Source organism: Pseudomonas caricapapayae (genome assembly GCF_001400735.1).
Classification (GTDB): domain Bacteria; phylum Pseudomonadota; class Gammaproteobacteria; order Pseudomonadales; family Pseudomonadaceae; genus Aquipseudomonas; species Aquipseudomonas caricapapayae.
Genome location: NZ_LJPW01000172.1, coordinates 1 through 13,043 on the forward strand (window position 1 = coordinate 1; position 13,043 = coordinate 13,043).

The 13,043-nt window shown below is 57.4% G+C and carries 13 protein-coding genes; 7 read left to right on the forward strand and 6 right to left on the reverse strand.

Features of this window, described 5'->3' with window-relative positions; all coding sequences use genetic code 11:
• Positions 1-315 precede the first annotated feature (315 nt).
• A complete protein-coding gene (trmL, locus tag ALO80_RS25635) occupies positions 316-771 on the reverse strand; it encodes a tRNA (uridine(34)/cytosine(34)/5-carboxymethylaminomethyluridine(34)-2'-O)-methyltransferase TrmL (RefSeq protein ID WP_054986783.1) in 456 nt (151 codons plus the stop codon).
• Here trmL and ALO80_RS25640 point away from each other — a divergent pair.
• A complete protein-coding gene (locus ALO80_RS25640; protein ID WP_055011010.1) occupies positions 770-1,210 on the forward strand; it encodes a hypothetical protein in 441 nt (146 codons plus the stop codon). The genes trmL and ALO80_RS25640 overlap by 2 nt on opposite strands.
• Before the next feature lie 347 nt (positions 1,211-1,557).
• On the opposite strand, the gene tauC is transcribed toward ALO80_RS25640, so the two are convergent.
• The 3 genes from tauC to tauA are packed head-to-tail and all read right to left on the reverse strand — an operon-like array spanning position 1,558 to position 4,224.
• Positions 1,558-2,385: a taurine ABC transporter permease TauC gene (tauC, locus tag ALO80_RS25645; RefSeq protein ID WP_162491700.1), complete on the reverse strand. Its 828-nt coding sequence runs from the start codon at positions 2,383-2,385 to the stop codon at positions 1,558-1,560.
• Positions 2,386-2,417: 32 nt separating this feature from the next.
• The gene (gene tauB / locus ALO80_RS25650; protein ID WP_055011012.1) at positions 2,418-3,203 is read right to left on the reverse strand and encodes a taurine ABC transporter ATP-binding subunit; all 786 of its coding nucleotides are present in this window, start codon (positions 3,201-3,203) and stop codon (positions 2,418-2,420) included.
• 43 nt (positions 3,204-3,246) lie between these two features.
• Positions 3,247-4,224: a taurine ABC transporter substrate-binding protein gene (gene tauA, locus ALO80_RS25655; protein ID WP_055011013.1), complete on the reverse strand. Its 978-nt coding sequence runs from the start codon at positions 4,222-4,224 to the stop codon at positions 3,247-3,249.
• Between the two features lie 759 nt (positions 4,225-4,983).
• Between tauA and ALO80_RS25660 the strand changes: the two genes are divergently transcribed.
• The 6 genes from ALO80_RS25660 (at position 4,984) to ALO80_RS25685 (ending at position 10,492) form a co-directional block, all read left to right on the forward strand.
• Positions 4,984-6,342 carry an OprD family porin gene (locus ALO80_RS25660; protein ID WP_054987263.1) on the forward strand — a complete coding sequence of 453 codons (1,359 nt, stop codon included), beginning with the start codon at positions 4,984-4,986 and terminating at the stop codon, positions 6,340-6,342.
• A gap of 169 nt (positions 6,343-6,511) precedes the next feature.
• Complete coding sequence (locus tag ALO80_RS25665; protein ID WP_055011014.1) at positions 6,512-7,150, forward strand: peroxiredoxin; 639 nt, start codon at positions 6,512-6,514, stop codon at positions 7,148-7,150.
• Positions 7,151-7,649: 499 nt separating this feature from the next.
• Positions 7,650-8,615 (forward strand): sulfonate ABC transporter substrate-binding protein, encoded by a 966-nt coding sequence (locus ALO80_RS25670; RefSeq protein ID WP_055006968.1) that lies wholly within the window; start codon positions 7,650-7,652, stop codon positions 8,613-8,615.
• A gap of 28 nt (positions 8,616-8,643) precedes the next feature.
• Positions 8,644-9,441 carry an aliphatic sulfonate ABC transporter permease SsuC gene (ssuC, locus tag ALO80_RS25675; protein WP_032614408.1) on the forward strand — a complete coding sequence of 266 codons (798 nt, stop codon included), beginning with the start codon at positions 8,644-8,646 and terminating at the stop codon, positions 9,439-9,441.
• Positions 9,438-10,250, forward strand: coding sequence for an aliphatic sulfonates ABC transporter ATP-binding protein (gene ssuB / locus ALO80_RS25680; RefSeq protein ID WP_010195713.1), 813 nt, complete (start codon positions 9,438-9,440; stop codon positions 10,248-10,250). Before ssuC ends, ssuB begins: the two co-directional genes overlap by 4 nt.
• Before the next feature lie 26 nt (positions 10,251-10,276).
• Positions 10,277-10,492, forward strand: a complete 216-nt coding sequence (locus ALO80_RS25685) for a TOBE domain-containing protein (RefSeq protein ID WP_002555770.1) — start codon at positions 10,277-10,279, stop codon at positions 10,490-10,492.
• 138 nt (positions 10,493-10,630) lie between these two features.
• On the opposite strand, the gene ALO80_RS25690 is transcribed toward ALO80_RS25685, so the two are convergent.
• Positions 10,631-11,266: a TetR/AcrR family transcriptional regulator gene (locus ALO80_RS25690; protein ID WP_054987259.1), complete on the reverse strand. Its 636-nt coding sequence runs from the start codon at positions 11,264-11,266 to the stop codon at positions 10,631-10,633.
• Between the two features lie 333 nt (positions 11,267-11,599).
• Positions 11,600-12,976, reverse strand: a complete 1,377-nt coding sequence (locus ALO80_RS25695; RefSeq protein WP_055011015.1) for a glutamine synthetase family protein — start codon at positions 12,974-12,976, stop codon at positions 11,600-11,602.
• Between the last annotated feature and the right edge of the window lie 67 nt (positions 12,977-13,043).

The window sequence follows — 13,043 nt, forward strand, 5'->3', positions numbered from 1 at the left end:
CTCGCCGAGGGGCGAAAAGCAGACCTGAGTCGAACCCACAATCCACCTGACATCCCAGAACCGCTTTGTGACGCAGAGCGTCACGAACTGCGTGTCGACGCGGAGCGTCGGCACGATAATCATCCGTGCCTTCAGCCCAACTGCTTTAAAACGCTTTTCAACCGCGATGGCACAGACGACGCAGAGTACGACGTAAGTGACCTGAGTCGAACCCCAATCCCCCTGACCTCTCAAAACCGCTTTGTTACGCCGAGCATTGGCACAGGTGTCAGTAAGATAATATCCACAGGGCGCGGCAAAGCCCCACACTGGGGCCTAAGCAAATCCGTGCTGGCGCCAGGCCTCATAAACCGCCACAGCGACGGTGTTGGACAGATTCAGACTACGGCAGCCTTCACGCATGGGCAGCCGCAGTCGGTTGTCGCTGCTCAGCGAGTCGAGAATATCGGCGGGCAGGCCACGGCTTTCCGGGCCGAACAGAAATGCGTCACCTGGCTCAAAGCTGGCATCGTGAAAAGGTCGCGAGCCCTTGGTGGTGAAAGCGAACAGCCTCGGATTGCCGATCTTCTCCAGACAGCTTGCCAGGTCAGCATGCGTCTGCAGCGTGGCATACTCGTGATAGTCGAGTCCGGCACGGCGCAAGCGCTTGTCGTCCAGCTCGAAACCCAAGGGTTCGATCAAATGCAGGGTGCAGCCACTGTTGGCGCATAGCCTGATGACATTGCCGGTATTCGGCGGAATTTCTGGTTGAAAAAGGATGACGTGAAACATGCACGGCTCCGAACGAAAGGACGGGATGCATTCTACCCCTGAAGAGGACCCGAGGCCGAAGCTGTGGCCGCGTGTTCTTGGTTCGATGGCAATTGTCGGCTTTACCGTGGGCACCATTATCGGTCGTCTGCAGCAACCTGACCCGGTTGAACTGGAACAGATCGAGGAGTTGCCAGCCGGGCTGGCGCTCTGGTTCAACGAAGAGCCGAAGTATCGCGGTGCCACTGTCGATGGTGCAGTGGTGCTCAACGTCGATGCTTCAGGGCAGCCGTGGACGGGCCAACTGAGGTTCGACAATAGGGTTGCACGCTGGAAGGTTGAACGAGGAGAGAAGGGGTTGGTGCTGACGCTCCTGGCAGCCCGTCCGCTTCATGGCGACTGGCGCACTGAGAAGGTGGACGGGCGCTGGAGACTGGAGGTCAGTCTCCGGGAGGAATAAAAGAGGGGAATCCCCGGCCTGCCTGTACCAAGGTCCCCAAAACTGGTGATGTAATACCTATTGCAGAGTGCGTGCCAGTTTTGAGAATTAATCCGAAAGAACAGGCTCGGCTAGTCATATCCGGTTAAGCACCGCTTGAGTCCTGAATCCCGAAAAATCAACAAACTACTGAATTTTATGGGTATTTTCTGAAAGTCAGGTGCCTCGGGTTGATTGCGGAAATACCCGATGTGAATCGTTGGTGCTGACGCCGCAAATCCTGCAAGCCGCGTCGGACGCGGTTGCCCATCGTCTGACGATGCACTCAATTTGCGCATCATCACGCCATACACACCCATACTGATGCATTAACGCGGTTGGTCCTGCCAAGGCACCAGCTTGCGTTGCAGTGCACGCAGGCCCAGTTCCATGGCAAACGCGATGACGGCAATCACCAGAATCCCCAGCACCACAACGTCGGTCACCAGAAACTGCGCTGCCGACTGCACCATGAACCCAAGCCCGCTGGTGGCGGCGATCAGCTCTGCCGCCACCAGTGTCGACCAGCCCACGCCCAGGCCGATGCGGATCCCGGTAAGGATGTCCGGGAGCGCGCCGGGCAGGACCACATGACGAATCAACTGCCAGCGTGTTGCGCCCAGTGACTGTGCTGCTCGCACTTTGGCCGGGTCAACGGTGCGAACTCCGGTGGCGGTAGCAATGGCAATTGGCGCGAAGATCGCCAGATAAATCAGCAACACTTTGGAGAATTCGCCGATACCGAACCAGATAACGATCAGCGGCAGGTAGGCCAGCGGTGGTATCGGTCTGTAAAATTCGATCAGAGGGTCGAAGATGCCTCGCGCAACGCGGTTGTGGCCGATGGCGATTCCCACCGGGATGGCCGTCACAATCGCTGCGCCCAGGGCCAGACCGATGCGTTGCAGGCTGGCATGCAGATGCTGCCAGAGTGTGGAGTCCATGTAGCCTTTGGTTGCCAGCAGCCAGCCTTTGCTCAGCACATCCGCTGGCGACGGCAGGAACAGCGGTTCGATCCAGCCCGCGGCAGTCACGGCCCACCAGAGGGTCAGCAACGCTGCGAGGGTCAGCACGCTGATCGCTCTGGTGCCTGGATACGAGGCAGCAGCTTGCTCGGCCAACGGTTTGGCGATGCTTGCCAGGTTGTGGCGATCCATCGGCTCATGGCCGCTTACAGGCTCATGGCTGCTCATAGACGCTGCTCCCGAGTGCGTTGGGAGAACACCCTGGCCAGCACATGTTCGCGGGTCTCGATGAAATGTGGATCGGATTTTATCGCACGGGCCGATTCGCCAGCGCTGTAGCGACGGCTGAAGTCCAGGTGCAGATGCTCGTCGACCCGACCGGGGCTGGGGGCGAGCAGAACAAGATCGGTGGCGAGGAAAACCGCCTCTTCTATATCGTGCGTTATCAGAAACACTGGCTTGGCGGTACGGTGCCACACTTGCAGCAACAGCTCCTGCATCTGTTCGCGGGTGAAAGCGTCCAGTGCCCCGAACGGCTCGTCCATCAACAGGATGCGCGGGTCGGCTGCCAACGCTCTGGCCAGACCGACGCGTTGTCGTTGCCCGCCGGACAGCTGCCATATTCGCCTTTGATCAAAGCCGACCAGATCCACCAGTGCCAACATCTCCCGTGCTCTTGCTTCGCGTTCTGCACGGCTGACACCTGCCAGTTCAAGACCAAATGCAACATTGGCCAACACATCCTGCCAAGGCAGCAAAGCATCGTCCTGAAACACTACACCGCGCTCGGCGCTCGGCCCCTCGACGACAATCCCGTCAAGGGTAATGCGACCGCTGTCGGGTTTGATAAAGCCTGCAATCAGGTTCAGCAACGAGGTCTTACCGCTGCCGGAGGGGCCAAGCGCGACCAGCAGTTGCTGCGGGCCCAGGCTCAGATTGATGTCCGCCAGCACCGGTGCCGCTGCACCGGGATACTGTGCGCCAATGCGCTCCAGCCGCAACAGGGCCATGCCGTGTCTCCTTTTAATCAAGGCGCTTAGCTAATCAAGGCGCTTAGCGAGGAATGAACCGGGTGCTGACGTAAGGCGAATAGTCAGGTAGAGGCGCGTCTACCTTGCCCTGCTCTTTAAGGAATGCTGCAGTTTTGCTCACGGCCTCAATGGTTGGTGCGCCCAGCAACGCCGTCTGTTCGGCAGCCAGCGGGTAGACGTTGCCTTGCAACAGCGCAGGAACGTCAGACGCCTTGGCACCTGACAGCCTGGTCAGCTTGTCGATATTGGCCGGGTTGGCGATCCATGCAGCGGGGTCCTGGCGATAGTGGGCATAGGCATCGAGCGTCACTTTGGCGAATGCACTGACAATCTCCGGATGTTTGCTGGCGAAGTCCTTGCGCACGATCCATGCATCGAAGGTAGGGGCTCCGACCTTGGCCAGTTCGCCGGAGGTGATCAGCACCTTGCCGGTTTCCTTTGCGACGCCCAGTGCGGGGTCCCAGACATAGGTGGCGTCGATGTCGCCGCGCTTCCAGGCTGCAGCAATGGCGGGCGGCGCAAGGTTGAGGATCGTGACCCTCGCCGGATCGATGTTCCAGTGTTTGAGTGCAGCGAGCAGGCTGTAATGGCCGGTGGAGACAAAGGGCACGGCTACCTTCTTGCCGATCAGGTCCTGCGGCGAGTCGATCCCCGAGCCATTGCGGGCGACCAGCGCTTCGGCAGCGCCAATCTGCGTTGCAACCAGGAATGCCTCAACCGGGAGTTTGCGCGTAGCGGCTGCTGTGAAGGGGCTTGAACCGAGATAACCGATCTGTACATCGCCGGAAGCGACTGCTGTCATGACGTCCGCCCCGTTATCGAATTTGCGCCAGGAGATTTTCGAGTCGGTGGCTTTTTCATACGCGTTATCGGCCTGGGCAACCTTGGCCGGGTCGACGGTCGTCTGGTATGCAACGGTAAAGTCGGCTGCTTGTGCGATGAATGTTGTGCCAGTCAACGACAGTGCAATCAGCAGGCGCAGGGGAAAATGCAGTTTCATGGTGGCGCTCCGAATCAGACGAGCCGGGTACTGGCTGGATTAGGAGCCTAAGTGATCTAAGAAATTACAAATAAATAACTTTTAGATATTAGCTTATGAAAGGTTTTTGTCCGCTTGTCTGCACATCAGGGGCTGTTACGCATCTGCCAATCGGCTCAGGTGGGAGACGCCGGACACCGAAATTGCTTTTTTGTTCACCTGGACTACCCTTGAGCGCGTGTCTCAGACGGTCGAAAACGCCAAAAAAAGCCTGTTTTAAACGGTTTTTAGAAATTATTTCACGATGGCATAGCGCCAGACGTCAAAGTGGTGACAACTGTCATATTTCTTCACTAACCTCTCTGAAGTGCCCGTTTTACAAGGCTTTTACTAGCAGGGGGATTACACCTTGCCGTTGGCGAGAGTGACCGGCTGGTTTGGATTTGACCGGTAAGTGGCACAAAACGAAATGATCTGACGAGCGGTACCAAAATAAATTTTGGGAATTACGCAATTAGGTCGATACACTCCGTGACGTCCTGGCTGACACGAGTTGTGACATATACCTGATTGTTATCAGGAACTGACAAACGGTTCCTTTTGGGCATGAAGAATTTTCACTAACGTTCGGCCACCGACATGCGCGGTCTAGTCAAAAGTCGGGGTGTACAGAATCCATTGACCTCCAGGTCGGGACTGTCGCCTATCGCAATATCTCTGGGTCAGGGCAACGCCCGGCACCAGAGACATAAAAAATTAGATTCACGAGGAGCGTAGTTAATGAAGAAGTCCACCCTGGCCTTGGCCGTAACCGTCGGTGTATTGGCCCAGCAGGCCGGTGCAGCTGGTTTCCTTGAAGACAGCAAAGCGTCCGTTAGTTCTCGTACTCTGTATTTCGACAACGATTTCCGCGAAGGCACTACCCACAACAACCGTGAGACGGCCACTGGCCTGAAATTCGACTACTTGTCGGGCTTCACTCAAGGCACTGTTGGTTTCGGTCTGGACGTCCAGGGATTGGTCGGTGTTCACCTTGATGGCGGTCGTGGTAACCACGCAGCTGCAGCAAACGGCGGTATTCTGCCTACTGACACTGATGGTTCTGCGGTCAGCGAGTGGAGCCGTCTGGGCGCCAACGGCAAGGTACGCTTCTCGAAAACCGAACTGAAAGTCGGTAACGCATTGGCACCTAACCTGCCAATCCTGGTCAGCAACGACGGTCGTCTTCTGCCTCAGGCTTTCCAGGGCGGCATCCTGACTTCCAAGGATCTGGACACCGTTACCTTCACGGCGGGTCAGTTGAACAAGTCCATCGGCCGTGCTTCGAGCAACTGGACTGACCTGTCCATCGCCGGTGCTTCCGAGACTGCCGATCAGTTCCGCTTCGCCGGTGCTGACTGGAAAGTTACCAAAGACCTGACCCTGCAGTACTACTACGCCAACCTGGAAGACTTCTACAAGCAACACTTCCTGGGTCTGGTTCATGTCTACCCGATCAGCGACAACCAGTCCTTCAAGACTGACCTGCGTTATTTCAACAGCAGCTCTGACGGCAAGAACAGCGACGCCGCGACGGGCTACCGTTTCAACAACAACAACGGCTATGCCAAGAACGCTGGCGAAGTGGATAACTCCACCTGGTCTGCCATGTTCACCTACTCGTTGGGTGGCCATGCATTGATGGTTGGCCATCAACAGGTTGGCGATGACGGCGGTATGGTTTTCCTGAACCAGGGCAACGTAACCAAGAACGGCACCAGCACTTCGAGTCTTGAAGGCAACGGCGGTTCCAGCTTCTACCTGTTCACTGACTCGATGATCAACGGCTTCAACCGCGCGGGTGAAAACACCACGTTCGGTCAGTACTCGTATGACTTCGCCAAAGTGGGTGTTCCAGGCCTGAAAGCAGCAGTTGCTTACCTGCACGCAGACGACATTCGCGACCGTACTACCGGCAAGGAAGAGTACTCGGAGTGGGAAACCGACATGCGCGTTGACTACGTGATCCAGAGCGGTCCGTTGAAAGGCTTCGGCACCACCCTGCGTCACGGTACTTACCGTGCCGATGGCGACCTGAACAACTCGACCAACACTGACCAGACCCGCCTGATCTTCAACTACACCTACAACTTCATGTAAGTGTATTGAGGTCCAGAGAAACCCCGCCTCGTGCGGGGTTTCTTTTGCCTGTTTTTTGATATTCCCGACAGCTATAGGAGGCGCATTATTTATTCTTTTTAACTTCCCTGGACAGGGTGCACAGTAGTGCTATACCAAGGCCTACCCGATACAGACAAGGAGCAACACCATGACACTGCGACTTGGCGACATCGCCCCTGACTTCGAGCAGAAATCCAGCGAAGGTCGTATCCGTTTCCACGAATGGCTCGGCGATAGCTGGGGGGTATTGTTTTCTCATCCTGCCGACTTCACGCCGGTCTGCACCACCGAGCTGGGCTTCACCGCCAAATTGAAAGACGAGTTCGCCAGGCGCGGTGTGAAAGCCATTGCGCTGTCGGTAGACCCGGTTGATTCGCATATCAAGTGGATCGACGACATCAACACCACGCAAAACACCCAGGTCAACTTCCCGATTCTGGCCGATGCCGACCGCAAGGTCTCCGACCTGTATGACCTTATTCATCCCAATGCCAACGACACGCTGACTGTGCGCTCGTTGTTCGTGATCGATCCGAACAAGAAGGTGCGCCTGACGATTACTTATCCAGCGAGTACCGGGCGTAATTTCCACGAGATTCTGCGCGTTATCGACTCGCTGCAATTGACCGACAACTACAAGGTCGCCACGCCCGCCAACTGGGTGGACGGCGATGACGTAGTGATTGTGCCGTCGATCAAGGACGAAGCCGAAATCAAACAACGCTTTCCCAAGGGCTACAAGGCCGTCACACCTTATCTGCGCCTGACACCTCAGCCAAACCGCTGATTTTCGATCTACCAAGCGTGGGGTTATTCGGGCCGATTTATCGGCCCTTTTTTATGGCGTTCGAGCACCTCTCGTTCACTTCAGTGCCGGACCATCAAGGCAGGACGCAGAGCGTTCAGAACGGCATGCGACGCGGAGCGTCGCACGGTAGTCGACGTGCCTGGCGCGGCGCACTCAGATTAAGCATCTCACGGTAGTCGAGACCATCGTTCCTCACGCTCCAGCGTGGGAATGCGGTGTGTGACGCTCTGCGTCACAAATCTTCGTCGCGCCGCAGAGCCAGGGTCGGACGCAGAGCGTCCAGAACGGCATGCGCCGCGGAGCGTCGCACGATAGTTGAAAAATAGTGCGGCCCTTCATATTCACTTACGGAATAACTAAATGAAAAAATAAGATTTATAGATATAAAAAAGTGCTGTTAAGGTCGTGCCTATTCCCGCCTTGTTCGTCTCCTACAGGCCGATCAGGCACTGGCCAACACCCCGCTAAAGGAGCGCATATGCGCACTGTCATTTTGCGTCGAAGTCTTGTCGCGCTGTTTGCTGCTGCGGTCGCTCTTGGTGCGGTCACGCAGGCCCAGGCGGAAGACCTGCGCATCGGTTATCAGAAATACGGCACGCTGGTGCTGCTCAAGGCCAAGGGCTCGCTGGAAAAGCGTCTGGCCGAGCAGGGCGTCAAGGTTCAATGGACAGAGTTCCCCGGTGGCCCGCAGCTGCTTGAAGGTCTGAACGTAGGCTCCATCGACTTCGGTGTAACCGGCGAAACACCGCCTGTCTTCGCCCAGGCCGCTGGCGCGGACCTGCTGTACGTGGCTTACGAGCCACCGGCGCCGACCAGTGAAGCGATCCTGGTGCCCAAGGATTCCCCTGTTACCTCGGTCAAAGACCTGAAAGGCAAGAAAGTCGTCCTCAATAAAGGTTCGAACGTCCATTACCTGTTGGTCAAGGCGCTGGAAGATGCGGGCCTGAAATACACCGACATCCAGACTGTCTTCCTGCCTCCGGCCGATGCGCGCGCCGCTTTCGAGCGCGGCAGCGTAGACGCCTGGGTCATCTGGGACCCGTACCAGGCTGCCGCGGAAAAACAATTACAGGCGCGGACCTTGAAAGACGGCACCGGCATCGTCGACAACCACCAGTTCTATCTGGCGACCAAGCCTTACGCGCAAAAGAACCCGAAGGTGATTCAAGCCCTGGTGGAAGAAGTTCGTGCAGTGGGCGAATGGTCCAAGGCTCATCCTGACGAAGTGACGCAACAGGTCGCGCCGTTGCTGGGGCTGCCCGCCGACATCACCCTGACTTCAGTAAAACGCCAAGGCTACGGTGCACTGTTCATAACTCCACCGGTTGTAGCGGCGCAGCAGAAAATTGCCGACACCTTCTATCAGCTCAAACTGATTCCAAAGCCGCTCAGCATCGCTGATGTGGTCTGGACACCTCCTGCTGCTGTTGCTCAAGCACAGTGATCGTCAGGCCCTTCGAGGAGACAACTCCATGAGCCTCAGTGCTTCGCAACGCATCGTTCACCGGCTGGCACCCTGGGCACTTCCAGTCCTGTTGCTGGCCGTCTGGCAGCTGTCGGTCAGCGCCGGGTGGTTATCCACACGTATTCTGCCCGCACCCAGCGCAGTCATCGAAGCGGGCATCAATCTGGTTGCCAGTGGCGAAATCTGGACGCACCTGGCGATCAGTGGCTGGCGCGCCGGGATCGGCTTCGCCATTGGCGGCGGCATCGGCCTGGCTCTGGGCTTTATTACCGGCCTGAGCAAATGGGGCGAGCGGCTGCTGGACAGTTCGGTGCAGATGATTCGCAACGTCCCGCATCTGGCGCTGATCCCGCTGGTCATCCTGTGGTTCGGCATCGACGAGACCGCCAAGATATTTCTCGTGGCGCTGGGCACCCTGTTCCCGATTTATCTGAACACCTACCACGGCATTCGTAACATCGATCCGGCGCTTGTGGAGATGTCACGCAGCTACGGCCTGTCCGGTTTCAGCCTGTTCCGTCATGTGATTCTGCCAGGTGCGATGCCGTCGATTCTGGTGGGCGTGCGCTTTGCGCTGGGCTTCATGTGGCTGACGCTGATTGTGGCGGAAACCATTTCTGCCAGCTCCGGCATTGGCTATCTGGCGATGAACGCGCGGGAGTTCCTGCAGACCGACATCGTGGTACTGGCCATCGTGCTGTATGCCGTGCTCGGCAAGCTGGCCGATCTGGCTGCTCGCGGTCTGGAGCGCGTCTGCCTGCGCTGGCACCCGGCCTATCAAGTAAGCAAAGGCGGTGCAGCATGACCAGTCTTAAACAGCAACCTCCGCATTTGCTGCGTGGCATCCCGCTGGCGGTACGCAACCTGAAAAAGGCGTTTGGCACTCGCGAAGTGCTCAAGGACATCGACCTGCATATTCCGGCCGGTCAGTTCGTCGCCATCGTCGGCCGTAGCGGCTGCGGTAAAAGTACCTTGTTGCGCCTGCTTGCCGGCCTCGACAAGCCAACCGAGGGTCAATTGCTAGCAGGTTCTGCACCACTGGACGACGCTCGTGAGGACACGCGTTTGATGTTCCAGGAGGCGCGTTTGCTGCCCTGGAAAAAGATCATCGATAACGTCGGCCTCGGCCTTAGCGGCGATTGGCGGGCGCAGGCGCTTGAAGCGCTTGAGGCCGTTGGCCTTGCCGAGCGCGCCAATGAGTGGCCAGCGGCATTGTCCGGTGGCCAGAAGCAACGCGTTGCTTTGGCTCGTGCGCTGATTCACAAACCGCGTCTGCTGTTGCTTGATGAGCCTCTGGGCGCGCTGGATGCTCTGACCCGGATCGAAATGCAGCAACTGATTGAAAAACTGTGGGGCCAATACGGCTTCACGGTGCTGCTGGTGACTCACGACGTCAGCGAGGCTGTTGCCATTGCCGACAGAGTCATCCTGATCGAAGAAGGCCAGATTGGCCTGGACCTGCTGGTCGACCTGCCACGTCCACGTGTTCGTGGCTCGCATCGCCTTGCGGCACTGGAAGCCGAAGTCCTCAACCGCGTGCTGGCCCTGCCGGGCTCGCCACCTGACCCGGAACCGTTTTCGCCACTGCCCACGCAACTGCGCTGGGCAAATTAACCCTGATCCCCAAAGGAAGACATGCCATGACTATCAAAGCCATCAACGTTCGTAACCAGTTCAAAGGCACCATCAAGGAAATCGTTCACGGCGACGTACTGTCGGAAATCGACGTACAAACCGCTTCCGGCGTTGTGACCTCGGTCATCACCACCCGCTCGGTAAAAGAGCTGGAACTGGTCGTGGGCAGCGAAGTAATCGCCTTCGTGAAGTCGACTGAAGTCTCCATCGCCAAGCTGTAAACGATGGGCAAAAAACACCCCGGACGGTTATAGCCCTCCGGGGTTTTCAGTTTTTTACCTGGCAGTTCTGTGAGGTAGGCGAACTATCGGTTTTGCCGAATGCTGGCGTCATGATGTTTCTTGCTTTAGCTACCCTGCTCATAATGCGGTCCTCTTCACTAAAAACATCGGCAAATACAACCCCAGATAAGCATCGAATACCCGCATGCCTTCCTCGGCCATGCGCGGTGTGATCGCGTCATGCAACTGCACTGACCGCGCATATACCCGATCCCCCAGTTCCATAGCCAGCGCAAACACGTCCACGTCATCCGGCAGCGCGGGCAGTTGAAAGTGGCGATCGAATACCTCCAGCATCAGTTGCCCCAGTTCTATGTCATGTTGCCGGTCGGCCTGGTTGATTTCAGTCAGGCCGTGCTGGGCGAGGATCAATTGGCGGGCGGCGGCGTCGGCGTTGTAGATGGCGAGCATGCGCAGTTCGACGATGCGTGACAGATCGCGCCAGGTGGTGAGCTGATCGTGATCGATGGGTGCTTGCAGCGATGCGCGGAAGGCGGCGTGGATATCGGCGGTCAGTGCTTCAAGCAGGGCCGGAACGCTGGCGAAGAAGTGATACACCGACGACGGCGGAATGCCGGCGCGCTCGGCAACGCTGTAGATCGACAGGCTGGCCACCCCTTGTTCGGCAAGCAGCGTGCGTGCGGCGTCGAGAATCGAGTCGATTCTGGCCTGGCTGCGTGCTTGAGGTTTACGAGGTGCGGCGGCGCGTGTCATGGGCGTGGCTCTTGGCTGGGCTGCTGGCATTGTAAGGGATTCTGACTGGATGGTTCGCTGTCGTCGCCAAACGATTATCGCTCCCACGCCCCGCGCTCATCGGTATACAAAAATCCAACTGTTTATCGTGCCAATGCTCCGCGTTGGCATGCAGTTCGTGACGCTCTGCGTCACAAATTCGGGCCGCACTGCATGTTCAAGATCGGACGCAGAGCGTCCAGAACGGCATTCCCACGCTGGAGCGTGAGGAACGATAGGTGTCCGGGGCATGCACGCCAAACAAAAACGCCGCAAGGCTCAAAGCCTGCGGCGTTTTGTGTCACTCGGCCTCAATCAGACCGTATGCAGATACCAGTTGTACTCGAGGTCGGAGATGGAGTGTTCGAACTCCTCCAGCTCGCTCTCTTTACAGGCCACGAAGATATCGATGTACTTCGGATCTATGTATTTGGCCATGACTGCATTGTCGTCCAGCTCGCGCAAGGCATCGCGCAAGTTGTTCGGCAGACTCTGTTCATGCTGCTCGTAGGAGTTGCCTTCTACCGGAGCGCCCGGCTCGACCTTGTTGACCAGACCGTGATGCACGCCCGCCAGGACAGAAGCCATCACCAGATACGGGTTGGCATCGGCACCCGCAACGCGGTGTTCGATACGTACCGCATCGGCAGTGCCGGTCGGTACGCGAACGGCAACCGTCCGGTTATCCAGGCCCCAAGTCGGCGAGTTGGGGACATAGAACTGGGCACCGAAACGGCGGTACGAGTTGACGTTCGGGCACAGAAAAGCCATTTGTGCCGGCAGGGTCTCGAGCACACCGCCGATTGCGTGACGCAATGCGGCGTTCTGCTCGGGATCCTCGCTGGTGAAGATGTTCTTGCCGTCGCGATCCAGAATCGAGATGTGAACGTGCAGACCATTGCCCGCCTGACCCGGATAGGGTTTGGCCATGAAGGTCGTGTCCATCTCGTGATCGTAGGCAATGTTCTTGATCAGGCGCTTGAGCAGCACGGCGTAATCGCACGCCTTGATGGCATCCGCGACGTGATGCAAGTTGACTTCGAACTGTGCCGGGGCGCTTTCCTTGACGATGGCGTCGGCAGGGATGCCTTGCTCTTTGGCACCTTCAAGGATGTCCTGAAGGCAGTCGACGTATTCGTCGAGGTCATCGATCAGGTAGACCTGTGTCGAATGCGGGCGTTTGCCGGAGATCGGGGAGCGTGGCGGTTGCGGGCGACCGTTCACGTTCTCCTGATCGATCAGGTAGAACTCCAGTTCGAACGCTGCGCAGATGGTCAGGCCCATTTCATCGAATTTGGCGACAACCTGACGCAATACTTCGCGCGGATCGGCGAAAAACGGATCACCTTCGATTTCGTGCATGGTCATCAGCAATTGCGCGGTAGGGCGCTTTTGCCACGGCTCGTTGCACAGGGTATCGGGGATGGGGTAGCAGATACGGTCGGCATCACCGATATCCAGGCCCAGACCGGTGCTTTCCACCGTGGAGCCATTGATATCCAGGGCAAATAAAGAGGCCGGCAGGTTGATGCCTTTCTCGTAAACCTTATGGAGGCTGGTGCGTTCGATGCGTTTGCCACGCACCACACCATTCATATCTGCAATCAGAAGGTCAACGTACAGAACCTCAGGATGTTCCTTAAGGAACGCGTTCGCTTCGTTAAGCTGAACGGCACGCGGGGGTACCGACATGATGCAACACCTTTGTTGTTAAAAATATCAATCATCAATGATTGCGGATCTCAGTCAATCCGAAAGC

Excerpts from the sequence above, each read along its gene's own strand:
- ALO80_RS25640 (WP_055011010.1), top strand. The coding sequence starts at position 770 with ATGCACGGCTCCGAACGAAAGGACGGGATGCATTCTACCCCTGAAGAG.
- trmL (WP_054986783.1), bottom strand. The coding sequence starts at position 771 with ATGTTTCACGTCATCCTTTTTCAACCAGAAATTCCGCCGAATACCGGC.
- tauC (WP_162491700.1), bottom strand. The coding sequence starts at position 2,385 with ATGGATCGCCACAACCTGGCAAGCATCGCCAAACCGTTGGCCGAGCAA.
- tauB (WP_055011012.1), bottom strand. The coding sequence starts at position 3,203 with ATGGCCCTGTTGCGGCTGGAGCGCATTGGCGCACAGTATCCCGGTGCA.
- tauA (WP_055011013.1), bottom strand. The coding sequence starts at position 4,224 with ATGAAACTGCATTTTCCCCTGCGCCTGCTGATTGCACTGTCGTTGACT.
- ALO80_RS25660 (WP_054987263.1), top strand. The coding sequence starts at position 4,984 with ATGAAGAAGTCCACCCTGGCCTTGGCCGTAACCGTCGGTGTATTGGCC.
- ALO80_RS25665 (WP_055011014.1), top strand. The coding sequence starts at position 6,512 with ATGACACTGCGACTTGGCGACATCGCCCCTGACTTCGAGCAGAAATCC.
- ALO80_RS25670 (WP_055006968.1), top strand. The coding sequence starts at position 7,650 with ATGCGCACTGTCATTTTGCGTCGAAGTCTTGTCGCGCTGTTTGCTGCT.
- ssuC (WP_032614408.1), top strand. The coding sequence starts at position 8,644 with ATGAGCCTCAGTGCTTCGCAACGCATCGTTCACCGGCTGGCACCCTGG.
- ssuB (WP_010195713.1), top strand. The coding sequence starts at position 9,438 with ATGACCAGTCTTAAACAGCAACCTCCGCATTTGCTGCGTGGCATCCCG.
- ALO80_RS25685 (WP_002555770.1), top strand. The coding sequence starts at position 10,277 with ATGACTATCAAAGCCATCAACGTTCGTAACCAGTTCAAAGGCACCATC.
- ALO80_RS25690 (WP_054987259.1), bottom strand. The coding sequence starts at position 11,266 with ATGACACGCGCCGCCGCACCTCGTAAACCTCAAGCACGCAGCCAGGCC.
- ALO80_RS25695 (WP_055011015.1), bottom strand. The coding sequence starts at position 12,976 with ATGTCGGTACCCCCGCGTGCCGTTCAGCTTAACGAAGCGAACGCGTTC.